23 protein-coding genes and 3 tRNA genes are annotated in these 22,294 nt (G+C 68.7%); 15 read left to right on the top strand and 11 right to left on the bottom strand.

Translation table 11 applies throughout. The annotated features are described in order from the left end of the window. Positions 1-15 precede the first annotated feature (15 nt). The gene (gene purM, locus VG502_RS19265; RefSeq protein ID WP_325551760.1) at positions 16-1,125 is read left to right on the top strand and encodes a phosphoribosylformylglycinamidine cyclo-ligase; all 1,110 of its coding nucleotides are present in this window, start codon (positions 16-18) and stop codon (positions 1,123-1,125) included. 117 nt (positions 1,126-1,242) lie between these two features. Here purM and VG502_RS19270 read toward each other — a convergent pair whose 3' ends face one another. From VG502_RS19270 to VG502_RS19280, 3 genes are all read right to left on the bottom strand, one after another. Continuing rightward, entirely contained in the window at positions 1,243-1,440 is a 198-nt protein-coding gene (locus VG502_RS19270; protein ID WP_325551762.1) for a DUF3073 domain-containing protein, read from the bottom strand. A 155-nt stretch (positions 1,441-1,595) separates the two neighbouring features. Then, positions 1,596-2,216, bottom strand: coding sequence for a copper resistance CopC family protein (locus VG502_RS19275; RefSeq protein WP_325551763.1), 621 nt, complete (start codon positions 2,214-2,216; stop codon positions 1,596-1,598). Between the two features lie 74 nt (positions 2,217-2,290). Further along, positions 2,291-3,037 carry a DUF4352 domain-containing protein gene (locus tag VG502_RS19280; protein ID WP_325551764.1) on the bottom strand — a complete coding sequence of 249 codons (747 nt, stop codon included), beginning with the start codon at positions 3,035-3,037 and terminating at the stop codon, positions 2,291-2,293. Positions 3,038-3,200: 163 nt separating this feature from the next. Between VG502_RS19280 and VG502_RS19285 the strand changes: the two genes are divergently transcribed. The 4 genes from VG502_RS19285 to VG502_RS19300 all read left to right on the top strand — a co-directional run bounded on the left by VG502_RS19285 (position 3,201) and on the right by VG502_RS19300 (position 7,447). Then, entirely contained in the window at positions 3,201-4,460 is a 1,260-nt protein-coding gene (locus VG502_RS19285) for a sensor histidine kinase (RefSeq protein ID WP_325551765.1), read from the top strand. Between the two features lie 44 nt (positions 4,461-4,504). Further along, positions 4,505-5,179, top strand: a complete 675-nt coding sequence (locus VG502_RS19290) for a response regulator transcription factor (RefSeq protein WP_325551766.1) — start codon at positions 4,505-4,507, stop codon at positions 5,177-5,179. Positions 5,180-5,298: 119 nt separating this feature from the next. Beyond that, positions 5,299-6,750, top strand: coding sequence for an MFS transporter (locus VG502_RS19295; RefSeq protein ID WP_325551768.1), 1,452 nt, complete (start codon positions 5,299-5,301; stop codon positions 6,748-6,750). A gap of 31 nt (positions 6,751-6,781) precedes the next feature. Further along, entirely contained in the window at positions 6,782-7,447 is a 666-nt protein-coding gene (locus tag VG502_RS19300; RefSeq protein WP_325551770.1) for a metalloregulator ArsR/SmtB family transcription factor, read from the top strand. Positions 7,448-7,514: 67 nt separating this feature from the next. Here VG502_RS19300 and VG502_RS19305 read toward each other — a convergent pair. The 4 genes from VG502_RS19305 to VG502_RS19320 all read right to left on the bottom strand — a co-directional run bounded on the left by VG502_RS19305 (position 7,515) and on the right by VG502_RS19320 (position 8,940). After that, positions 7,515-7,587, bottom strand: a tRNA-Phe gene (locus tag VG502_RS19305). A gap of 13 nt (positions 7,588-7,600) precedes the next feature. After that, positions 7,601-7,677, bottom strand: a tRNA-Asp gene (locus VG502_RS19310). 42 nt (positions 7,678-7,719) lie between these two features. Next, positions 7,720-7,792: transfer RNA gene (locus VG502_RS19315), tRNA-Glu, on the bottom strand. A gap of 101 nt (positions 7,793-7,893) precedes the next feature. Continuing rightward, a complete protein-coding gene (locus VG502_RS19320; protein WP_325551772.1) occupies positions 7,894-8,940 on the bottom strand; it encodes a PHP domain-containing protein in 1,047 nt (348 codons plus the stop codon). Between the two features lie 42 nt (positions 8,941-8,982). On the opposite strand from VG502_RS19320, the gene VG502_RS19325 reads away from it, so the two are divergent. The 3 genes from VG502_RS19325 (at position 8,983) to VG502_RS19335 (ending at position 12,456) form a co-directional block, all read left to right on the top strand. Continuing rightward, on the top strand, positions 8,983-9,450 hold the full coding sequence (locus VG502_RS19325; protein ID WP_325551774.1) for a hypothetical protein: 468 nt from the start codon (positions 8,983-8,985) through the stop codon (positions 9,448-9,450). Between the two features lie 87 nt (positions 9,451-9,537). Continuing rightward, the gene (locus tag VG502_RS19330; protein WP_325551776.1) at positions 9,538-11,556 is read left to right on the top strand and encodes an acyltransferase family protein; all 2,019 of its coding nucleotides are present in this window, start codon (positions 9,538-9,540) and stop codon (positions 11,554-11,556) included. Between the two features lie 27 nt (positions 11,557-11,583). Further along, positions 11,584-12,456: an arylamine N-acetyltransferase family protein gene (locus tag VG502_RS19335; protein WP_325551777.1), complete on the top strand. Its 873-nt coding sequence runs from the start codon at positions 11,584-11,586 to the stop codon at positions 12,454-12,456. A gap of 13 nt (positions 12,457-12,469) precedes the next feature. On the opposite strand, the gene VG502_RS19340 is transcribed toward VG502_RS19335, so the two are convergent. The 3 genes from VG502_RS19340 to VG502_RS19350 form a co-directional block, all read right to left on the bottom strand. Beyond that, the gene (locus VG502_RS19340) at positions 12,470-13,432 is read right to left on the bottom strand and encodes a threo-3-hydroxy-L-aspartate ammonia-lyase (protein ID WP_325551779.1); all 963 of its coding nucleotides are present in this window, start codon (positions 13,430-13,432) and stop codon (positions 12,470-12,472) included. Next, a complete protein-coding gene (locus VG502_RS19345; RefSeq protein ID WP_325551781.1) occupies positions 13,429-13,977 on the bottom strand; it encodes a hypothetical protein in 549 nt (182 codons plus the stop codon). The genes VG502_RS19340 and VG502_RS19345 overlap by 4 nt, the downstream gene beginning before the upstream one ends. Before the next feature lie 61 nt (positions 13,978-14,038). Continuing rightward, a complete protein-coding gene (locus VG502_RS19350; protein WP_325551783.1) occupies positions 14,039-15,289 on the bottom strand; it encodes an MFS transporter in 1,251 nt (416 codons plus the stop codon). 354 nt (positions 15,290-15,643) lie between these two features. Here VG502_RS19350 and VG502_RS19355 point away from each other — a divergent pair, with 354 nt between their 5' ends. From VG502_RS19355 to VG502_RS19365, 3 genes are read left to right on the top strand one after another with little or no spacing between them, the layout of a single operon-like run. Further along, on the top strand, positions 15,644-16,786 hold the full coding sequence (locus VG502_RS19355; RefSeq protein WP_325551785.1) for a polysaccharide deacetylase family protein: 1,143 nt from the start codon (positions 15,644-15,646) through the stop codon (positions 16,784-16,786). Between the two features lie 31 nt (positions 16,787-16,817). Then, entirely contained in the window at positions 16,818-17,690 is an 873-nt protein-coding gene (locus VG502_RS19360) for a diacylglycerol/lipid kinase family protein (protein ID WP_325551786.1), read from the top strand. Between the two features lie 39 nt (positions 17,691-17,729). Then, positions 17,730-18,029, top strand: coding sequence for a DUF1330 domain-containing protein (locus tag VG502_RS19365; RefSeq protein WP_325551787.1), 300 nt, complete (start codon positions 17,730-17,732; stop codon positions 18,027-18,029). Between the two features lie 4 nt (positions 18,030-18,033). On the opposite strand, the gene VG502_RS19370 is transcribed toward VG502_RS19365, so the two are convergent. Next, positions 18,034-19,296 (bottom strand): isochorismate synthase, encoded by a 1,263-nt coding sequence (locus VG502_RS19370; RefSeq protein WP_325551798.1) that lies wholly within the window; start codon positions 19,294-19,296, stop codon positions 18,034-18,036. Between the two features lie 80 nt (positions 19,297-19,376). On the opposite strand from VG502_RS19370, the gene VG502_RS19375 reads away from it, so the two are divergent. From VG502_RS19375 to VG502_RS19390, 4 genes are all read left to right on the top strand, one after another. After that, on the top strand, positions 19,377-20,087 hold the full coding sequence (locus VG502_RS19375; protein WP_325551788.1) for a demethylmenaquinone methyltransferase: 711 nt from the start codon (positions 19,377-19,379) through the stop codon (positions 20,085-20,087). Positions 20,088-20,257: 170 nt separating this feature from the next. Next, positions 20,258-21,571, top strand: coding sequence for a geranylgeranyl reductase family protein (locus VG502_RS19380; protein WP_325551790.1), 1,314 nt, complete (start codon positions 20,258-20,260; stop codon positions 21,569-21,571). Positions 21,572-21,624: 53 nt separating this feature from the next. Continuing rightward, the gene (locus VG502_RS19385; RefSeq protein ID WP_325551791.1) at positions 21,625-21,990 is read left to right on the top strand and encodes an NADH-quinone oxidoreductase subunit A; all 366 of its coding nucleotides are present in this window, start codon (positions 21,625-21,627) and stop codon (positions 21,988-21,990) included. Between the two features lie 15 nt (positions 21,991-22,005). Further along, a partial coding sequence (locus tag VG502_RS19390) for a DUF21 domain-containing protein (protein WP_325551792.1) occupies positions 22,006-22,294 on the top strand: 289 nt, incomplete at its 3' end.

Consider the following 22,294-nt stretch of genomic DNA (forward strand, 5'->3'; position numbering starts at 1 on the left):
CTGAAGAAGGACGCGATGCCCGACTCCCCGCAGATCACGTATGCCGCAGCCGGTGTCGACGTCGAGGCGGGTGACAAGGCCGTCGAGCTGATGAAGGAGTCGGTACGGCGCGCGACCCGGCCCGAGGTGATCGGCGGGCTCGGCGGCTTCGCCGGGCTCTTCGACGCATCCGCGATCGCGCGCTTCGCGCACCCGGTGCTCGCCACCTCCACCGACGGCGTCGGCACCAAGGTCGCGATCGCGCAGGCGATGGACGTGCACAACACGATCGGCTTCGACCTGGTCGGCATGGTCGTCGACGACATCGTGGTGTGCGGCGCCGAACCGCTCTTCATGACCGACTACATCGCCACGGGCAAGGTTGTGCCGGAGCGCATCGCCGCGATCGTCCAGGGCATCGCCGCGGCCTGTCAGCAGGCGAACGTCGCGCTCGTCGGTGGCGAGACCGCCGAGCACCCCGGACTGCTCGAGCCCAGCGAGTATGACGTCGCCGGCGCGGCCACCGGTGCGGTGGAGCGCGCCGAGCTGCTCACCCCGGACCGGGTGCAGGCCGGAGACGTCGTGCTCGGAGTGCCCTCCAGCGGCCTGCATTCCAACGGCTTCTCGCTCGTCCGCCGGGTCATCGCATCGGCCGGGTGGCAGCTCGACCGTGACGTGCCCGAGTTCGGTCGCACCCTCGGCGAGGAACTGCTCACCCCGACGCGCGTGTATGCCGCCGACCTGCTGCGGCTGGTGCGGGAGCTACCGATCCATGCCCTCTCGCACGTCACCGGTGGCGGGCTCGCCGCGAACCTCGCACGGGTGCTGCCGACCGGCCTCACCGCGGTGGTGGACCGCAGCAGCTGGACGCCGCCGGCGGTCTTCTCGGTGATCGGCGCACTCGGCAATGTGCCGCAGGCCGACATCGAACGCACCCTCAACCAGGGAGTCGGCTTCGCCGTCGTGCTGCCCGAAGCCGCGGTCGACGACGCGCTGGCGCTGCTGGCGGCGTGCGAACTGCCCAGCTGGGTGATGGGCACCGTCAAGGCGACCGACGAGGTCGACCGTGCGACGGCGGAGGTTGTCACCGGCGCCAAGGGAGCACAGTCCGGTGGTGCACAGCTGATCGGTGCGCACCGGAAGTGATGTGCCGGGCGCCAGGTGTCGACGACCTGGCCTCAGTGGGGTGGTGGACTGCAGAACTGACGGAACCACGGGTGTCGGCCCGTGGAATCCGTCAGGGTGCAGCGCTGGGGGACGGGGTCAATCGCGATGCGACGCCCAGTCGGCGTAGTCGCCGTAGTCGTCGTCGTTGCGCGACGACTCCTCGGCTTCATCCGCCGTTTTGCGAGTACTCGAGCTGAGTTCGCGCTCGAGTGCATTCAGATCGGTGTCGGGAGAGAAGTACTTCAACTCCCGGGCAACCTTGGTCTGCTTGGCTTTGGCCCGGCCGCGCCCCATGGCGAGACCCCCTCGTGTGTGTTGCCGGGGTGCGATCAAGCGGTTGGATCGTGCGTGCACGAGACCGCCCTCGGACCCCGGGATCCTGGGTATCTGTCGTGAGGTAAACGGTACCTCAGCCCACGAACATTCCAAGCATCGACCGTCGCCAGTCGTCACAGATCCGCGTCGTCCCCCTTGCCACGCAGCCGGATCAGAGCCGCGACACCGCCGATCACGAGCACGCCGAGCACCGCCATACCGATGATCAGCAACGGTTCGTTGTTGGTCTTGTCGGTGGGCCGCTGGAAGCTGGCGACCGACGTCGAGTAGCTGGTCTCCGCGCTCGAGGAGGCGGTCCGGCGCTGGAGGCCGCCACTCGCCGTGGACGTCGCCTTGCCGGTCGTGGCGGTCCTCGGTGCGTCGCCGGCATTCACCGAGAAGTTGAAGTTGCCGCTCACCGGGTGACCGTCGGCGGACGTGACCCGCCATACGACGTGGACGGTGCCGGGCGCCTTCGTGGGCTTGAGCCGCTGGGTGACGACGGTGTCGTCGACGACCGGCTTCCCGGTCTGCAGCTGGGCACCCGAGGCGTCCGTCACGCGGACGGCGACACCGATGTCGTGCACGCTGTCGCTGAAGGTGAGCCGCAGCGACGTCGGCGCCTTGTGCAGGTCGGTGCCGGCCGATGGATTGGAGCCGACCAGCTCGTCGTGTGCCGACGCGTGGCCGGCGCCGAGCAGCCACGCCGTCAGGATCAGCGGCAGGAGCAGGACAAGGCCGAGGCGGGGACGCATGGGCTCGATTATGACCATCGGGCCCGTGCGTCCCCGCCTCGCGTGTGGATTCGAGCAGGTTGCTCAGGTGCCGCTCAGTGCAGCTGCACCGTCTTCGCGTCGTCGAAGAGCCCGCCGCTGAAGTCGATCGCCGTCGCCTGCACACCGACCGGCATGTCGTAGACGAGGACACCGTCGACGGCGTTGCCCGGGTTGATCTCCGCCAGCCAGACGTCGTTGTTGTCCATCGCCAGTTCGGCGCCGCTGTCGGGCGAGTAGGTCTTGTTGTCGGCGTCCTTGATCTTCTGGTCCGAGTCGAGCAGCGTCTCGGAGTCGTTGCCGACGTTGCGGACCGTGACGTGGACCAGCGTGTAACTGCCCTGTGCCTTCTGCGCCATGAAGTCCGCGCCCACCTGCTTCTGGCCCCGGACCACCTTGGTGACGGTGAACTCCAGGTCACCGGACTTCACCGGCGTCCCGATGCCCTGCGCCTTGGGGGCCGCCTTCCTGGTCGTCTTCTGGGTCGCCTTTTTGGTGGCCTTCTTCGTCGCTGCCGTCGCCGGCGGCGCGCTGCCTGCCGCGGGCTGTACGGCCTCACTGGTCGCCGGCTGCGTCGCTGCGGTCGTCGGCTCCGGGTTCGACGAACCGCCGCCGGACGTGGTCGCGACGCCGATCACGATGACCGCGAACAGGCCGAGGAAACCGGTCATGATCTTGTGCCGGGCGAACCAGTTGCGCTTCTTGGGCGCCGGTCCCGGCGGCACCGGCGGGTAGGACCCGCCGCTCCGCGGCGGCAGTCCGCTCCACTGCGTCGGGTCCTGGGGGCCGTTGTACTGAGTCATCGCTGCTCCTCCGTTGTCGTTGTTGTTGCGATGGCCCAAGCAGACCGTCTCGGCCGGTCCTGCGACTTCCGGCGGGCGGCTCGTCATACCTCCACCGAATGGGGGAGGGGCAGTTCCCGGAAGGTGGATACGGGCCGTCGGTGCACGGCTCTACAGTGCGGTCATGCCGATCACTTCCGCCCCGCCCCCGTGGCGCTCGCCGCGCGTATGGCGAGGCGTCGTGACGGGCCTGATGGTGGTGTTGTGCATCGGCACTCAGATCACCAACTCGACCTACGCGCAGTACCGCAGCCAGGGCATCACCGACAAGACCATCGCCGCGGCGACCGAGTCGACCGGGCCGTTCATCCTGCTCGGATTCGTGGGCATCGCCGCGGCGGTCGCGCTCGTCTGGCGGCGCAAGTGGCCGGTCTGGATCTCGCTCGGGATCAGCGCGCTGACGGTCGTCCTGCCACTGGACGCGATCACGCCGCTCTTCGCCCTGTATGCCGTGCTGCTCGTCGCGTCGGGCCCGTGGCTGTGGGCCTGCCTGGGGCTCGCGACGGGCGCGGAGTTCGCCAGCGTATGGCGGGACGGCACCGGCACCCAGGCGTCGTCGTGGGCCCGGGACCTGTTCTCGATGGACGACGGCACGCACTTCCCGTGGTGGCTGGTTGTGGTCGAGACGCTCGTCTTCCTGGCCTTGACGATCGGTGTCGCGATGCTCGTCCGCAGCCGAAAAGCGTTGCGGGCCAGTCAGGTTCAGGAGGGCCGCAGCGAGGTCAAGCTGCACGCGCTGGGCGAGGAGGTCGCCCGGCAGGCTGAGCGCGAGCGGATCGCGCGGGAGGTGCACGACGTGCTCGGGCACCGGCTGTCCCTGCTGTCGCTGCACGCCTCCGGGCTCGAGCTGGCCAGCGACGATCCCAGACTCACCAAGAGCGCGGCTCTGGTCCGCGAGGGCGCGCAGGAGTCGATGGCCGACCTGCGCTCACTGCTCGCGGTGCTGCGGCAGCCGGGCGACCAGGACATCAGCAAGACGCTGCCGACACTGGTCGATCTGCCCCAGCTGATCGACCAGTCACTCGCAGCGGGCAGCCCGGTCGTGGCGGCGGTCTTCCTGGATCGCGGCGCGGAGCTGCACGACCAGGTCAGTCGCAGCGCCTACCGGATCACCCAGGAGTTGCTGACCAACGCGCGCCGGCACGCGCCGGGCGCTTCGGTGCGGCTGCAGATCGACGGCGGACCGGACCGTGGTGTCCAGATCAGCACCGCCAATCGGGCGCCGAACCCGGGCGATCACACCATCCGGCCCGGCAACGGCCTGACCGGCATGCACGAGCGGGTGCAGCAGGCAGGCGGCGAGTCCTGGGTCTGGGTCGACGAAGAGGGAGCCTTCCGCACGCTGGTGCGGTTGCCGTGGCAAGCGAGAGGAACGAGCCAGTGACCGAGCCAGTGCCAGAGCCAGTGACGGGACCAGTGACGGGACCAGTGACGGCGCCAGTGAGCGGGGTGCAGGTGCAGCCGATCCGGGTGTTGGTGGTCGACGACGACCCGTTCGTCTTCTCCGCGATGGAGCTGATCTTCTCGACGGTCGACGACATCCGCATCGTCGGCACCGTGAGTGACGGTGACGAGGCCGTGGCCGCGGTGCAGCGGCATTTCCCGGACGTGGTCCTGCTCGATGTGCGGATGGCGCGACTCGACGGGATCGCCGCGACGAAGGCGCTGTGTGCGCTGCCCAACCCGCCACGGGTGCTGGTCATGACGACCTTCGACATGGACGACGTCGTCATGCGCGCGATCGATGCGGGTGCGGCCGGATTCATGCTGAAGACCGCGGGCCCGGAGATCATCGCGGGGGTCCGCAACGTGCACGCGGGCGCGGGTGTGCTGTCCCCGCAGAGCGTGCCGCAGGTCTTCGCGCAGGTCGGTGGCAACGGCGCCGCGCAGGCCGGGGCGCGGGCCGCGGTCGATGCGCTGAGTGACCGCGAGCGCGACGTCGTGCGTCTCGTCGGTGAGGGGCTGAGCAACCAGCAGATCGGCGCGCAGCTGTATGTCGGGGAAGCGACCGTCAAGACACATCTGGCGTCCGCGCAGCGCAAGCTCGGTGTGGAGGGGCGGGTGCAGGTGGCCGTCCTGGCGACGAAGGCCGGGCTGGTCTGAGGGGCGCGCTGCCCGCCATACAACGAAGAGAGCTGCACCTGACCGGGTGACCCTTGACGGGGTCACCCGGTTCGCTTTATCTTCTAATCTAATGTTCATTGGAATAAAGGATATTAGCGATGACCGAACATGACGCACCGAAGTCCAGGGCAACGTGGCGCGACCTCTTCGGGAGGGAGAGCCGGGCGCCCGTCACAGTGCTGGCGGGCGGTGTACTTCTCTTCGCGACCAACGTCTATGTGACGACCAGTCTGTTGCCGAACGCGGTCGCCGACATCGGGGGCAAGGATCTCTACTCGTGGACGATGACGGCGTTCCTGGTCGCGTCGGTGATCAGCTCGATGCTGGTCGGCAACACCCTGGCCCGGTTCGGTGCGCGTACCAGCTACATCGGCGGCTTCGCCGGATTCTCCGCCGGGAGCGTCGTGGCAGCGCTGGCCCCGTCGATGCAGGTCCTGCTCGTGGGCCGCGCGGTTCAGGGCCTGGCAGCGGGTCTGTTGGCCGGTCTGGCCTTCGCCGTCATCCGTGTCGTCCTTCCGCCGCGACTGTGGCAGCGCTCGGTCGCGCTGCTCTCCGCGATGTGGGGCGTCGGCAACGTTGCCGGGCCGGTCATCGGTGGTGTGTTCGCCGAGCTCGGGGTATGGCGTGCGGCGTTCGGATTCCTCGCCCTGGAGGCGACCGTGCTCGCGGTGCTCGCGTGGCGGACACTGCCGAGCCATGCGCGGACGGATGCCGCTCGCCAGGGGGTTCCGGGGTTCGCGTTGCTGCTGATGGCAGGTGGCGCGGCGGCGGTGAGCATCGCCTCGACCGTGCACGGTATGGCGACCGGCGTGCTGATCGGCATCGGCTTGCTCCTCGTGGCCGGCTTCGTGGCCCGGGAGCGTTCCGCAGCGGTCACGGTGCTGCCCGCGATGACCTACCGGGGGCGGTCCCCGCTGCGCTGGGTCTACGCCGCGATAGTCGTCCTCGCCTTCGTGTCGACGGTCGAGACGTTCCTCCCACTTTTCGGTCAGCGTCTCGGGGGTATGGCGCCGCTCGGCGCGGGCCTGTTGGGCGCGTCCCTGTCCTGGGGGTGGAGCCTGGGCTCGATCCTGAACGGTGGCGTGACCCGACCGGCCGTCACCCGGTTCGTGCGCGCCGCCGGCCCGGCACTGCTCGCGATCGGTCTGCTGATCTACGGCGTGCTGCAGCGGCAGCAGCCTGGTCCCATCGTCATCGCCGGCTGGTTCGTCGCGCTCGTGATCGCGGGGTCGGGGATCGGCATGGCGTTCGCGCACTGGGTCCCTGCGGCGTTGCGCGTGAGTGACGACGAACAGGTCGCGAGCAAGGCGTCGGCCGGCATCAACACCAGCCAGCTGATCGCGACGGCGTACGGTTCCGCCTTCGCCGGTGTGCTGGTGTCGATCGGCGGCCCGGACGTGCTCAGCTCGGCACATCTGTTGACCTTCGGCTTCGCAGCGATCGCCGTGCTGGGCATCCCGGTGGCGAACCGAGCGTTGCGCTCGGACCGACGCTGGCAGGGCGAAGCCATGGTGGTGGATGCTCCGCAGAAGGTGCCGAGCCGTGCGTAATACGCTCGACCAAACGCCGAAGGAGTCGAACATGACGGACACCCGCACGTACCTCGAACTCGAGGATGCCGGCGTCTACGAGCAGCTCGCCCGAGTCGGCAAGGCGTTGTCGAGTCCGTTGCGACTGCGGCTGCTCGACCTGCTGGAGCAGGGCGAATATACGGTCGAGGAACTCGCCGCTGCCGCGCATGCGCCGGTCAAGAACACCTCCGCGCAGCTGCAGCACCTACGCGCTGCGCAGTTCGTCATGGCGCGTCGCGACGGGGTCCGCATCCACTACCGGCTCGCCGGCAAGCACGTTTCACACTTCCTGCAGCAGTTGCAGGACTTCGGGGAGGAGTCCATGGCCGGAGTCCGCGACGAGGTCCAGCAACTGCGCGACGCCGGAATGGAGCGGATCGATGTCGCCGAACTCAAGCGGCGGCTGCGCGAGGGGACGGTGACACTCGTCGACGTGCGCAGCGCGAAGGAGTTCGGTCGCGGACACGTCCCGGGTGCGATCTCCATCCCGGCGGAGGAGTTGCGGCAGCGTCTCGATGAGTTGCCTCGCGATCACCAGATCGTCGCCTACTGCGACGGGCCGTACTGCTTCGCCTCGGAGCGGGCCGTCGCGCAGCTGAAGTCCCTGGGTGTCCCGGCCTTCGCGGTTGACGGTGGTCTGGTGCGTTGGGTGCGCTCCGGCGGTGCATTGGGATAGCCGGCACGCGCCATACCAAACGAAAAAGCTGCGCCCGGGTGGGGCGCAGCTTCTTTCGATATGACTGTGGCCAGAGACGGGGTCGAACCGCCGACCTAGCGATTTTCAGTCGCTCGCTCTACCAACTGAGCTATCTGGCCCTTCGAAAAGGGATGGCGACCCTGACGGGACTCGAACCCGCGACCTCCGCCGTGACAGGGCGGCGCGCTAACCAACTGCGCTACAGGGCCTTGCGTCGTACTCAGATCGTGCACCATCGCCTCAGCGATGCGTATCCCCAACGGGATTCGAACCCGTGCTACCGCCGTGAAAGGGCGGGGTCCTAGGCCGCTAGACGATGGGGACTTCAGCCTTGACGACCAGTCCTCAAGCGTTAGCCACCTCGGCTGGTGTCGAGGACTAGAGAACTATAAAGGAGCGTCGGGCGATAAACCAAAACGAGGTGGTCAGCGCCCCGCCGCCCACGCGATCAGGTCCTCCTTCGGCCACGTGTTGACGATGCGATCGAGCGGTATGGCGAGGCGTTGGGCGCGCTCGCAGCCGTACTCCACGAAGTCCAGTTGACCGGGCGCGTGGGCGTCGCTGTCGATCGAGAAGAGGCAGCCGGCCGCGAGCGCCATACCGATCAACTCGTCCGGGGGATCCTGTCGCTCGGGACGGGAATTGATCTCCACGGCGACCTGGTGCTCGGCGCACTCGGCGAAGACGGCTTCCGCGTCGAACGTCGACTGCTCCCGGCGCAACGCCTTGCCCCTGCGCTCGCCGTCGACCATCCGGCCGGTGCAGTGGCCGAGGATGTTGGTGTGCGGGTTGCGGACCGCGGCGATCATCCGCCGGGTCATCGGCGCTTTCGCCATCTTGAGCTTGGAGTGCACAGACGCGACCCGGACGTCGAGCCGGTCGAGCATCGCGGGGCTCTGGTCGAGTTCGCCGTCGTCGAGGATGTCGACCTCGATGCCCTTGAGCAGCGTGAAGTCTCCGGTGCGCTCATTCATCCGGTCGATCAGCTTCAGCTGCTTGGTCAGGCGCTCGGCGCTGAGGCCGTTCGCGACCCGCAGCGACGGTGAGTGATCGGTGAGCACCTGGTAGTCATGGCCGAGTTCTATTGCGGTAGCGACCATTTCGGGGATCGGTGAGCCTCCGTCGCTCCAGTCGGAGTGGCTGTGACAGTCGCCGCGCAGCGCGTCGCGGTAACGCTCGCCGCCGTCGACGAGACGGTCGGGCGACTTGTCCTCCAGGCTGGTCAGGTATGCCGGACGCTCGCCCGCCAGCGCCTCCCGGATGACCGCCTCGGTCGACTTCCCGATGCCGGGGAGGTCGTGCAGCGTGCCGCCCTCGGCGCGGCGTTCCAGCTCGTCGCGGGGCGTGCTGATGACGGTGTCGGCGGCCTGCCGGAACGCCTTGACGCGGTAGGTGCCCGCGCGAGATCGCTCCAGCAGGAAAGCGATCCGGCGCAGTGCGTCGATCGGTTCGATGGCGGCGTCGTGCGTCATACGCCCAGCTTGCCGGATCGGTTGGCCGTAGGCTCTCCGATCGTGCGGATCTGGATCATGGTGCCCCTCCTGGTCATCGGCGTCGCCTGGGCGTGGTGGGTGCGGCATCGCCTGCAGCAGGGGCAGTTGCGGTGGCTGATCCGAGGCGCGGGGGAGAGCACCGCCAGAGCACGGACCATCACGGTGAGCAGTCAGGTCCTGGCGGCAGTGCTGGCGGTCGTCGTCCTGGCTGTTGCCGTGTGGGCCGAGCAGGCGCACGGCTTCTTCTGGGTGCGAATCCCGTTGGCGTTGTTGGTGATCTCGGTCTACGTGCCGTTCTCGACCCAGCTCGCACCGGTGCGGGTGCGGCTCGGCAGGCTACGCCGCTCGCCGCAGCAACGACTCGTCGAACTCGGGGCGCGCCCACCCGTCGCCGAGGCGATCGCCGGTGCCGGACGGCCCTTCGCGTTCGTCGGATCGCTGATCTTCCTGGCTGCCGTCGCTGTGGTCGCGTGGCACCACATCCGGTGAACCCTCGGCGATCGCCGGGTGAACTTCGGGTCGCTCCGGGCGGGAAACGGCCGATCTCACCGGAACGATGGGTAGCGTCCCGCCGCGATGGCCTCTTCCCCTGGTGACCGCGCACCTGTCCGCACCGACATCCAGGCGTTGCGTGCGCTGTCCGTCCTGCTCGTGGTCGGCTACCACCTGTGGCCGGGGCGGCTGACCGGCGGATTCATCGGGGTCGATGTCTTCTTCGTCATCTCCGGGTTCCTCATCACCGGTCAGCTGGCGCGTGAAGCCGATCGGACCGGCCGCATCTCGCTGGTGACGTTCTGGACCCGCCGTGCCTTCCGGCTGCTGCCCGCCGCGCTGCTGGTCATCGTGCTGACGACGCTGGCGATGTTCGCCTGGGCGGGCGAGAACGTATGGCGCGCAGGGCTGCAGCAGGCCCTGGGTTCGGCGTTCTACGTGCAGAACTGGGTCCTGTCGTCGACAGCGACCGACTACCTGAGCTCGAGCGACCCGCCGACCGCGTTCCAGCACTTCTGGTCGCTGTCGGTCGAGGAGCAGTTCTACCTGGTGCTGCCGTTGCTGCTCGTGGCGGTGCTCGCGGTGTCGAGCCGGCGGACCTGGCGGGCCCGTTTCGTCGTGGTGCTCGGGGCGGGGACGCTCGCGTCACTCGCGTGGTCCGTGCACCTGACCGCCACCAACTCGGCCGCGGCCTACTTCGTCACCACGACGCGGGCCTGGGAATTCGGCATCGGTGCTCTGCTCGCACTGCTGGGCCAGGCTCGACTGCACAAGGTGCCACCGGCCGTGGCGTGGGTCGGTCTGGCCGGGATCCTTGTCGCCGCATGGGAATTCACGGCGGGAACCGCGTTCCCCGGGTATGCCGCGGCGCTGCCCACCGTCGGCGGTGCGCTTGTGCTGGCGACCGTGCGGCACGACCGGGTCTGGAACGCTGTGGCGGACTCACGGCCGGTGCAGCTGATCGGCGACGCGTCATACTCCATCTACCTCTGGCACTGGCCGATCCTCACCGTCGCCCCCTGGGTCGCCGGCCACTCGCTCGGGTTCGTCCCGCGTGCGGTGATCCTGCTCGGATCGATCGGGATCGGTTGGGCCTCAACGCGATTCATCGAGGCGCCGCTGCAGCCGCATGGAGCCGTCACGTGGCGGGGCCGCAGCGGCGCCGTCGTCATCGGCGGTGTCGTCACCGCGCTGGTGATCGGCACCGGCGGTCTCGGGATGGTGCAGCACGATGCCGCGCAGTCGCGGCAGCGGGTGGCAGCCGTCCTCGCGGGCGCCGACCCGTGCGTCGGTGCTCCGGCGCTGGGACGCTCCGGCTGTGCGGTTTCGGCGGAGCTGACTCCGGACCTTGCCTCGCTCCCCAAGGACGACGGAAACCGCGCGAAATGCTGGGCTTCCCAAGGAGATCCGTCCCTGCACACCTGCACGCTCGGCGCCACAACGGGCGCGAAGGTGCACGCGCTCGCGATCGGTGACTCGCACAACAACTCGCTGATCCCGGCATACGCGAAGGCCGCCACGGAGCTCGGCTGGCGGATCGACGTCGCCGGCAAGGCCGGCTGCTACCTGACCACTGCCGAGATCCCCGTCGTCGACCGGGACCGGGCCGCCTGTCACTCGTGGCGGCACCGGATGCTCGACAGGATCGTGAAGGACCCCGGCATCGATCTGGTGATCGTCACGCGCAAGGAGTCCGGCGACGCGACGTCGACGCCCGCGGATCGCGGCCACACCGAGCAGGGCATGGAGACGGCGTGGAAACGGCTCACCGCGTCGGGGAAGCGGGTCATCGTCCTGCAGGACGTTCCGCAAGCGCAGCAGGACACCTTGGATTGTGTCGCGCGCTCGGGAGCCGCGGGCGGAAAGGACTGTGCGCTCAGGCAATCCGCTGCCTTCCCGGCATACGAGGCGCAGGAGCGAGCGGCGCGCGGTATGCCCGGTGTGACCTTCGTGAACGTCGAGGATCTCTACTGTCGGCACGGGTCCTGCCCGCCGGTGATCGGCGGCGTGCCGGTGTTCTTCAATCCCGGTCACGTGTCGAAGACGTTCGCCGCGACGCTGGGTTCGGAGCTCGCGACGAAGTTGCGCAAGACCGTCGATTAGTGGGCTCTCCGGCGCGACAATGATGCGGTGCTCGAGTCCGCGTTGGCGCCGGAAGTGCGAGACGCCTACCTGGCGCGTCTCGGAGTCCCACCTGAGCCACCGTCGGTTGCCGGGCTTGCGCTGCTGGCGCGACGACAGGTCGAACGAGTTCCCTACGAAACGCTGTGGATCCAGGGTGGTGAGCGTTGGGGCATCGACCCGGCCGAGGCAGCCCGACGGATCGCGATGGAGAGCCGGGGCGGCTACTGCTACCACCTGAATGGTGCGTTGGGCCTGCTCCTCGCTGCGCTCGGCTACTCGGTGCACCCACACGTCGGGGGAGTGCACGGTCCCGATGGGCCGACGGACTCCGAGCGCGGTAACCACCTGGTGCTGACCGTCGACGGGTTGCCGAGCGACGACAACCCAGGTGGTGTCTGGTATGTCGATGCCGGCCTCGGCGACGCGCTGCACAGCCCGCTGCCACTGATCGCCGGGAGGTATGACGCACCGCCGTTCCGGCTGTCGCTCGAGGAGGTGGAGCCGAGCACCTCGTGGCATCTGACCCACGACCCGACGGGTGGCTTCGCCGGCATGGGCTGGACCGCCGGCATCGCCCGGAGGGCCGATTTCGAGACACAGCACCGCTGGCTGTCGACCGCACCCGAGTCCGGTTTCGTCAAGGTCGCGATGGCAGAGCGTCGGGACGCCAGTGGTGTCGACGTCGTGCGGGGCCTCGTGCGCAGCCGCATCGGGAGTGGTGCATCCGTCGCCGACCCGGTGACCCGCCGGACCGAATGGTTCGAGTTGCTCGCCGATCTCTTCGACCTGCGTTTCGAGGGCAGTGACGCGGGTGTGCGTGATCGGCTCTGGGCAACGGTCCTCGAGGGGCACCGCCGGTGGGAGGCCGAGCAGGGCTGAGTCGCCGGTCGGCTCAGGTCGCGCCGAGCAGCGCTGCGTAGCGACCGAGGTCGACGTTGCCGCCGGAGAGGATCACGCCGACCCTGGCGCCCGGCATCGTCGGTGCGAGGGTGCGTGCGGCCGCCAGTGCGAGTGCTCCGGTCGGCTCGACGACCAGCTTGCAGGTGTGCGCCAGCGATCGCATGGCGTCGACGAGTTCGTCGTCGGTCACGCGCACGATGTCCTCGACCAGCCCCCGGATGATCGGGAAGGTCAGCTCACCCAATGCGGTGGTCTGTGCTCCGTCGGCGAGCGTGTCCGGCACCGGGATCTGCACGATGTGCCCGGCGTCGAACGACTGCTTGCCGTCGTCCCCGGCGGCCGGCTCGGCGCCGAAAACCCTTGCGGCGGGCCGGATCCCGCGTGTCGCAATGGCTGTGCCACTGAGGAGTCCGCCACCGCCGAGTGGCGCGATGACGACATCCAGGTCGGGCACGTCCTGCATGAGTTCGAGCGCGGCGGTGCCCTGCCCGGCTGCGATGTGTGCGTTGTCGAACGGCGGTATGACGGTCCGGCCGTCGCGCGCGGCCAGCTCCCGGGCGATCTCGGCACGGTCCTCGGTGTGCCGGTCATAGGTGACGACCTCGGCGCCATACCCCTTGGTGGCGGTGAGCTTGACCTGCGGTGCGTCGGTCGGCATCACGATCGTGGCGGGTATGCCGAGCAGCCGCGCGGCGAGCGCGACCGCCTGCGCGTGGTTGCCCGACGAGAACGCCACGACTCCCGCAGCACGGGCCGCGCCGTCCAGCCTGCTGAGTGCGTTGTAGGCGCCGCGGAACTTGAATGCGCCCATCCGCTGCAGGTTCTCGCACTTCAGGTGCACCTCGACACCGAGTTCGGAGTCGAGCCGGGAGGAGGTGACGACCGGGGTGCGGTGCGCGACGCCGTCGAGCCGGCGCGCGGCGTCCTGCACGTCCAGCAGGCTGAACGCGGTCATCGGGTCGTGTCGGGCCGCGCGTCCTGCTCCGTGCCGTTCACGCCGTCCGTGGCGGGCGTCGGGGATCCTGCGGAGGGCAGCACCGGGTTGGCCGGCTTCGCGGTCGCGGGAGTCTTCGGCCGCGTTGCCTCGGTGGGCTGAGCGACGTCCTTGCTCTTGGCGTCCTGCACCGTCTTCACAGCGAAGAGCACGACGACGACACCGACGGCCATCAGCACACGCGGGTGCTTCACTCCGTGCTTGAGCAGGAACGCCTCGATCTTGTCGTCGGCCTTCAGGCCGAGTCCCGAAGTGACCAGCATCAGCCCGCCGGAGGCGGCCGCCATGACGTCGCTGGCGCTGAGCGCCTTGTGCAGTGGGTGGTCGTCGGGTATGTCGTTGCCGCGGACCACCAGGAAGATCGAGCCGGCGGTGCCCGCGGTGTTCGCCCAGCGCAGGCCGCGGCGCGCCCACTTCGGGAAACGCGCCGGACGGATCAGCGTGATCGCACCGGCGGCTGCAGCCGACGCGAGGTTGAGGGCAGTGGACTGCTTCGAGATCGCCATGGAAAAACCTTAGACGCCGCGGCCGTTCACCCGGAGGCCCTCCCGGGAACCGGTGCGATCCTCAGGCTGCCTGTGGCAGGTCGGCAGGGGCCACCGTCTGGGCGGCGGCATGCGCACGCCGCAGCATCGGTCCGGCGACCGCGGCCAGAAGGCAGGCGAGTCCGCCGGCGGTCACCGTGACACCGAAGGCCGCGGTGGCCCCGGACAGGTCGCCGAGACGACCGGCGACGGCGGCACCCACGGCATACCCGAGGCCGGTCGCGGCGGCCAGCAGGGTCATGGCGGCGCCGGTGCGGCACGGCGGCGTGAGCTGCTCGCCGAGCGTGAACGTCGTGATCATGTATGGCGCAACGCAACACCCGAGCACGATCAGCACCGGGCACAGCATCGCCAGCGAATGGGTGAGCAGCAGCGGTGCGGCGAGAACGAAGAGCCCCGTCGCGGTCGCCCGCCAGCGGGTGACATAACCGATCCGGGCCGGCAGGGCCGCCATACTCAATCCGGCGACGACGCTGCCGACGCCCAGCAGCGCCTGGACCAGGCCGGCGACGCCGCTGTGGCCGGCGTCGGTGGCGATGACCGTGGTGCCGGTCTGCACCGAGCCGAAGATCATCCCGATGATCAGCTGGGCGAGCATCAGCGTCGCGAGCGCGGGCGTCAGGAACCGGCCCGCAGCGGCGACGCCGGTGCGCGACGCACGCAGCCGCGCTGTGGGATGTATGGCGAACCACGTGCCGAAGACCGCCAGCAGGGCCGCGGCGGTGCAGATGCCGACACCCGGGTCGACGAGGGCGGCGATCGAGCCGACCAGTGCGGGGCCGAGCACGAACGACGCCTCGTCGGCGGACCCCTCGTAGGAGAACGCGGTGTCGATCAGGCGCACCGGCGAGCTGGGCCGACCGCTGGAGGTGATGATCGGGCGCCAGCGCACCCGCGCCAGCGGACCGGCCTGCGGGATGAAGAACCCGCCGACGGCTGCGGCCACGGCCGCCCAGCCCCACGGGACGCCGCTCTCCGCGGCGACCACGACGGCGACGAGGCCGATCGCGCTGATCACCGACTGGGCGAGCACGACGGACCGTTGGCCGAGTCGGTCCGAGGCCGCACCGAGCAGTGGTGCGCCGACCGCGTTGGCGATCGCCAGCGAGCCCGCGGTCGCGCCACCGGCGCCGTAACTGCCGGAGGTGTGGGCGATGAGAAGGAGGACGCCCATCTGGCTCATGGCCAGCGGGAGCCGGGCGAGGAACGCCACGACGATGTAGGTGCGTCCGGTCAGTCCGAAGAGGTGCCGGTATGACGCAGCGGGTGACATTGCGCTGGAACGCCTTTCGCGAGGGACGACAGAAGTCAGCGCGCGACTTCCCACCTCACAGCCGCGCCAGTCCCTTTGCGCGTCCCAGTTTACCGCCGCCGACGGGGTCTTCTGTCACTTGACAGATGTAAGGAACGCCGAGCGCGGTGCTTGGTGATCGCGGTCGGCTTTGGGACGGTGATCCCGGGACGTCGTCACGCGGGGTTGATGACGGCCGGCAACCCGAGGGGTGGGCAGCGTATGGCGACAGTTTCCAGACGAGAAGCGTTGGCTGCGGGAGCTGCGGTCGGTGCAGCCACGGTCCTGGGCGGCTGTGGCGTCGCGAGTGGCCGCACCGCCCCGGCAGTTGCCGAAATGACTGCGGGACAAAAGGATTCGACCGGTTCTGCAGATCCGCGCTCATCGTCCTCCGGGCCGTCGGCGAAGGTGCGGCTGATCGGCGACGGGTCGACCGCCGACACCGGACCGCAGCCGCACCAGCCGACGCCGCACCGGCTCATGCCGGGTGAGCCGCCGCCGCAGTTCGTGGTGATCTCCTGGGACGGCGCCGGCGAGATCGACGGGCTGAACCTCTTGTCGCACTTCCGGCAAGTGGCCAAGGACACAGGCGCGTCGATGACCCTCTTCCTGTCCGGCCTGTTCCTGCTGCCGCGCGGCAAGAAGGATCTCTACCACCCGCCCCGGCACGAGACCGGCGCCTCGGACATCGGGTATCTCGAGGACGGCGACATCCACGCCACGATCCGGAACATCGGTGAGGCGTGGAAGGAGGGCCACGAGATCGGCACCCACTTCAACGGCCACTTCTGTGGGCCGACCGGTGTGGGGCAGTGGTCGCCGGCCGACTGGCGCAGCGAGATCGAGCAGGCGAAGGAGTTCGTCGAGAACTGGCGGACCAACACGGGTTTCACCGATCTGCCGCCGTTGCCCTTCGACTACGAGACGGAGTTGATCGGCGGTCGCACGCCGTGCCTGGAGGGTGCCGACAACCTGCGCATCACGGCCTCGAGACTCGGCTGGCGATACGACAGCAGCAAGACCGGCATCCAGATGTGGCCGTCGAAGGACCGCAACCTGTGGGACCTGTCGATGCAGTCGATCCCGTTCGCCGGGCACACCGGCCAGGTGATCTCGATGGACTACAACATCATGTTCAATCAGACCGGTGGCACCACGCGTGGCACGCCGTCGAAGCGGCCGGGCTGGCAGCAGGAGGCGGTGGACACCTATCTCGCGGGCTTCCGGCGCGTCTACGACTCCAACCGTGCGCCGCTGATCATCGGCAACCACTTCGAGGGCTGGAACGGCGGCATCTACATGACGGCGGTCGAGCAGGTCATGCGCAGGATCGCCACCCACCCGGACGCGCGCATCGTGTCCTTCCGGCAATTGATCGACTGGATCGAGGCCCAGGATCCGGCCGTGCTGGCCAAGCTGCGGACGGTCCCGTTCGGCGCCAAGCCTCCCGGCGGATGGGCGCAGTTCCTGGCAGGATGAGCGCTGCCGTCCTCAAGTCTGGAGAGTTCCCGTGCGGTCGTTCCACATCATCGCCAATCCGTTGTCCGGTGGCGGCCGGGCCGTCCAGGTCGCCCGCGAGGTCGCTGCCGACCTCGGCGACACCGGCAGCGCCGTCCGGATCACGTTCTCGCCCGGTATCGAAGCGGCCGACGGACTCGTCCGGGACACCGCCGCGGCGGACGAGACCTGCGTCGTGGTGGGCGGTGACGGCATGGTCAGCACCATGGCCGGGCCACTGCACAAGTACGACGTGACGGCGGCAATCATTCCCAGCGGGCGCGGCAACGACTTCGCCAGGCAGCTCGCCATACCCGAAAACATCCATGACGCAACGCGATTGGCGGTCGGCGGCGTCGAGACCAAGGTCGACGCCATCGAGGTCGCCGACCGCATCGTCGTCGGGAGCGTCTACGCGGGCGTCGACTCCCGTGTCTCCGAGCTGGTCAACGCCGGCTCCGGACGGCTGCCGTCGGCCCTGCAGTACCAAGTCGCATCGGTGCGTGGACTCATGGAGTTCAGCCCGCGCAACTATCGCGTGCAGGTGGATGACGAGGTCTTCGACTATCGCGGATTCACAGTGATTGCAGCCAATTCCGGCTATTACGGCAAGGGCATGCACATCGCGCCGGACGCGGACGTCCGCGATGGCCTGCTCGACGTCGTGATGGTGGGTGCCGGGAGCCGGGCGAAGTTCGTGCGCGCCCTGCCGCAGCTCTACCGCGGCACACACCTGAAGAATCCCGAAGTGACCGTCGCGCGCGGCGCGAGCGTGCGGATCGAGGCCGAGGACGTCATGGCGTATGCCGATGGTGATCCGGTCGCGCCCGTGCCGGTCACCGCACGCGCCCTCCCGGGCGCACTGCGCCTGTTGTTGAATGGCTGAGGGACCTCGCCTTCACCGACCGACACCGAAGGAATTCGCATGACTGCCAAGGGATATTGGATCGCACGGATCTCGGTGCACGACGACGCCGGGTATGCCGAGTACGTCGCTGCGGCCAATCCGGTCTACTCCGCACACGGCGGCACGCCGATCGTGCGTGGCGGGCGGTTCGAGAGCGTGGAGGGCGACTCGCGGCCGCGCAACGTCGTGATCGAGTTCCCGAGCTACCAGGCAGCGCTGGACTGCTACAACTCGCCGGAATATGCAGCCGCACGCCAGATCAGGCAGCGTGCGGCCGAGGGCGAGATCGTCGTCGTGGAGGGTCCCGAAAGCAGTTAGCCGGCTACGCCCCGCAGCCGAGTGCCTGACGCATCGGCACCAGTTTCGCGTCGGACTCGGTGAGCTCGGACTCCGGCTCGGAGCCGGCGACGATCCCGCAACCCGCGAACAGCCGCATCTGCGAAGGCGTTTCGAGCTCGCCGCACCGCAGTGCGATGCCCCACTCGCCGTCGCCCGCGGCATCCAGCCAGCCGACCGGCCCGGCATACCGACCACGGTCCATCTGCTCCAGCTCGGCGATCAGGTCGCGCGCGGCCAGCGTCGGGGTGCCGCAGACGGCGGCCGACGGGTGCAGGGACGCGGCGAGGCTGAGCGAGGACACGTCCTCGTGCAGCACGCCGGCGACGTCGGTCGCGAGGTGCATGACGTTGGGCAGGTGCAGCACGAACGGCGACTCGGGCACGTTCATCGACGAGCAGTGCGGCGAGAGCGCGTCCGCGACCGAGCGCACGGCGTACTCGTGCTCCTCCAGGTCCTTGCTCGACCGGGCCAGCGATGCCGCGAGCGCCAGGTCGTGCTCGTCGTCGCCGGTGCGGCGGATGGTGCCCGCGAGGACGCGCGAGGTGACCAGGCCCTTCTGCCGGCGCAGCAACATCTCCGGGGTCGCGCCGATCAGACCGTCGACGCTGTAGGTCCAGGTGTTGGGGTAGGCGTCGGACAGGTTGCGCAGCAGGTAGCGGGGATCGATCGCGGTCTCGGAGCGGACCACGACGTCGCGCGCCATCACGACCTTGTCGAGGCCGCCGGACTGGATGCGCTCGACCGCCGCACCGACGGCCGCCGTCCATTGGGAGCCGCTCAGCGCACCGTCGCCCACCTCGGAAATCCTTGGGGCGTCAGGGCATTCGCTTGCGCCGAGCTCCGGGGCGCCGGACAGGCCGGCGGCCGTGCTGACCGTGGTGACCCACGCGACGTCGTGCTGGCGTCCGACCACGATCGACGGGACGTGCAGGACGCCGCCGGCCTCGGAGGCGGCGGCGAAGGCGAACGAACCGACAGCGATCAGCCCCGCCCCGGGCAGGTCGACCTGCGAGCGAACGACCGCATCCTCCACGACGCCGCGCCACCACTGCTCGGCGTCGGCGAACCGCGACGTCCCCTCTGTCTGTATGGCGGTGGCCGTGCCCCAGCCGACGAAGCCGTCGCCCTCGCGCAGCCAGCACACGGGTGCTTCGGCGTCGGCAGGGATCAGGGAGACGAGATCACCCGGATCGGGGATGCGCACGGAACGCACCACCAGGGCCGGGTGTGATTGCGGCAACGGCATGGTCACGAACGGTCACCTTACGCCGCGATCAGTGCCGAGCCGTTGCCTGCGTCCTGTCGCCATACGGAACAATGCTCGGTATGAATCGCGCCAGCCTCGACAAGCAGCCACGTGACGTCGCGAAGATGTTCGATCAAGTCGCGGCGCGCTACGACATCACCAACGACGTGATGTCGATGGGACAGGACCGCCGCTGGCGCAAGGTGGTCGTCGATTCGGTGGCGCCGCGCCCGGGAGACCTCATCCTCGACATCGCGGCGGGCACCGGCACCAGCAGCGAGCCGTTCGAACGGCTCGGCGCTCGCGTCGTCCCGGCCGACTTCTCCCTCGGCATGCTGCGCAAGGGCAAGCAGTTGCGGCCGGACATGGCCTTCACGGCGGCGGACGCGATGCAGCTGCCCTTCGCCGACGGCGTCTTCGACACGGTCACGACGTCGTTCGGCTTCCGCAACGTGCAGTCGACGCAGGAGGCGCTGCGCGAGTTCCGGCGGGTCACCAAGCCCGGCGGCAAGATCCTGATCTGTGAGTTCTCGACGCCGACCAACGGGGCGTTCCGCAAGCTCTACAGCGAGTACCTCATGTCCGCCCTGCCGCGGGTCGCCCGCAAGGTCGGCTCCAACGCCGAGTCCTACGTCTATCTGGCCGAATCGATCCAGGCCTGGCCGGACCAGGCGGGCATCGCCGCGCAGCTGCAGGACGCCGGCTGGTCCAAGGTCGAATGGCGCAATCTGACCGGCGGCATCGTGGCCCTGCACCGCGCCACCAAACCGGTGAAGAACTTTGCCGAATGACGGCTTCCTCGCCGAATGACGGTCGGATCCAGCCGTCACTCGGCGAAGAAGCCGTCATTCGCGATAACGGGCGCTCCTTCTTAGGATCGCCTAAGTAGGTTCACCAACCCGGCTGGGAATAGAGTGCATGGGTTAGTGAAGACGTTCACAAGCTAGAAAGATTCACCCGAGTGAGCCTCCCCGGCGTTAGCCCTGCCCTGGACGAGAGTGCCGACGTCATCGTCGTCGGCGCCGGCCCTGGTGGATCAGCCACAGCCGCTTACCTCGCAATGGCCGGCCTTGACGTGCTGTTGCTCGAGAAGACCCACTTCCCCCGGGAAAAGGTCTGCGGCGACGGTCTGACCCCACGAGCCGTGCGTGAGCTGATCACGCTCGGCGTCCCCACCCCTGAAGACGACGGCTGGATCAAGAACAAGGGTCTGCGGATCATCGGCGGCGGCATGCGCCTGCAGCTGGACTGGCCGGACGTCGCGAGCTTCCCGCCATACGGCTTGGTGCGCACGCGCCAGGACTTCGACGACATCCTCGCCAAGCACGCCGTCAAGCACGGCGCGCGCCTGCGCGAGGGCGTCAACGTCAACGGCGCGATCAAGGACGAGCGGACCGGCGCGATCATCGGCGTCGAGGCCAAGGAGATGGGCGAGAACGACCGCCCGACCGGCCGCACGCTGACCTACCGCGCACCGCTGGTCATCGCGGCCGACGGCAACTCCTCCCGCCTCTCCCTGGCGATGGGCCGGGACAAGCGCGACGACCGCCCGATGGGTGTCGCCGTCCGCGCCTATTACACGAGCCCGCGCCATGACGACGACTACCTCGAGTCGTGGCTCGAGCTGTGGTCCAAGGACAGGAACGGCAAGCGGGTCCTGCTGCCGGGCTATGGCTGGATCTTCGGCGTCGGCGACGGCACCAGCAACGTCGGCCTCGGCATCCTCAACACCTCCAGTGCCTTCGGTAAGACCGACTACAAGGACGTCATGCGTCGGTGGGTCGAGACGATGCCGGAGGAGTGGACCTACAACGAGGAGACCATCACCGGCCCGATCCGCGGCGCCGCTCTACCGATGGGCTTCAACCGCCAGCCGCACTACGCCGACGGCCTGCTGCTGGTCGGCGACGCCGGTGGCATGGTCAACCCGTTCAACGGTGAGGGCATCGCCTATGCGATGGAGTCCGGCCGGCTGGCCGCCGAGGTGATCGCGCAGGCCTTCGGCCGCGCCGACGACGCCGGGCGTGAGCGGGTGCTGCAGTCCTACCCGACGGTGATGAAGGACGCGCTCGGCGGTTACTTCACGGTCGGCCGCCACTTCGCGCAACTCATCGGTCACCCGGAGATCATGCGCTTCGCGGTGCGTTACGGCTTGCCCCGCAAGACGATGATGCGATTCTTGTTGAAGGTGATGGCCAACCTCGGCGACGAGCACGGTGGCAAACTCGACGACCGGGTGATGTCGATGCTGGCCCGCGTGGTGCCCGCGGCATGACGACGATGATGCTCTTGGGCTCGAACAATGACGTTCGGAAGGACTCGTAAGCAATGAACTACTCCTACGCCCCGCTGTTGTTCTTCGCGGGCATCGGTGCCGCCTTCGCGATCTTCTCGGTGCTCGGCGCCAGCACGCTGGCCGGCCCGAAGCGCTACAACCGCGCCAAGGTCGACGCCTACGAGTGCGGCATCCAGCCCAGCCCGCACGCCGAGGGCGGCGGCCGCGTGCCGATCAAGTACTACCTGACGGCGATGCTGTTCATCATCTTCGACATCGAGTCCGTGTTCCTCTACCCGTTCGCCGTCTCGTTCGACCGGTTGGGACTGTTCGCGCTGGTCGAGATGGTGCTCTTCGTCGTGACTGTCTTCGTCGCCTACGCCTTCGTATGGCGTCGCGGCGGACTTGAGTGGGATTGAGGGGTCTGAAGACCAATGGGAATTGAAGAGAAGCTGCCCGCGGGCTTCCTGCTGAGCACGGTCGAGCAGGTCGCCGGCTACATGCGCACTGGCATTTTCACGCTGGGCCGCTGGCGCATCGCGCAACAGATGCGAGCCGGCCAGGCGCGGGCCGCGCGCCTCTATTCTTATCTCCAAAATACGGAGAATTTTCTCTGGACGGTTTTCGTGGGCAACACGGTCGCGGTCTTTTGCGCGCTCTGGATTGTCGCCGTCGCGCTGATTCATCTGTTCGCGGGCGCGCACGCGAAATTCTGGCTGGCAT

It is taken from the genome of Flexivirga sp. (assembly GCF_035551235.1).
GTDB lineage: Bacteria > Actinomycetota > Actinomycetes > Actinomycetales > Dermatophilaceae > Flexivirga.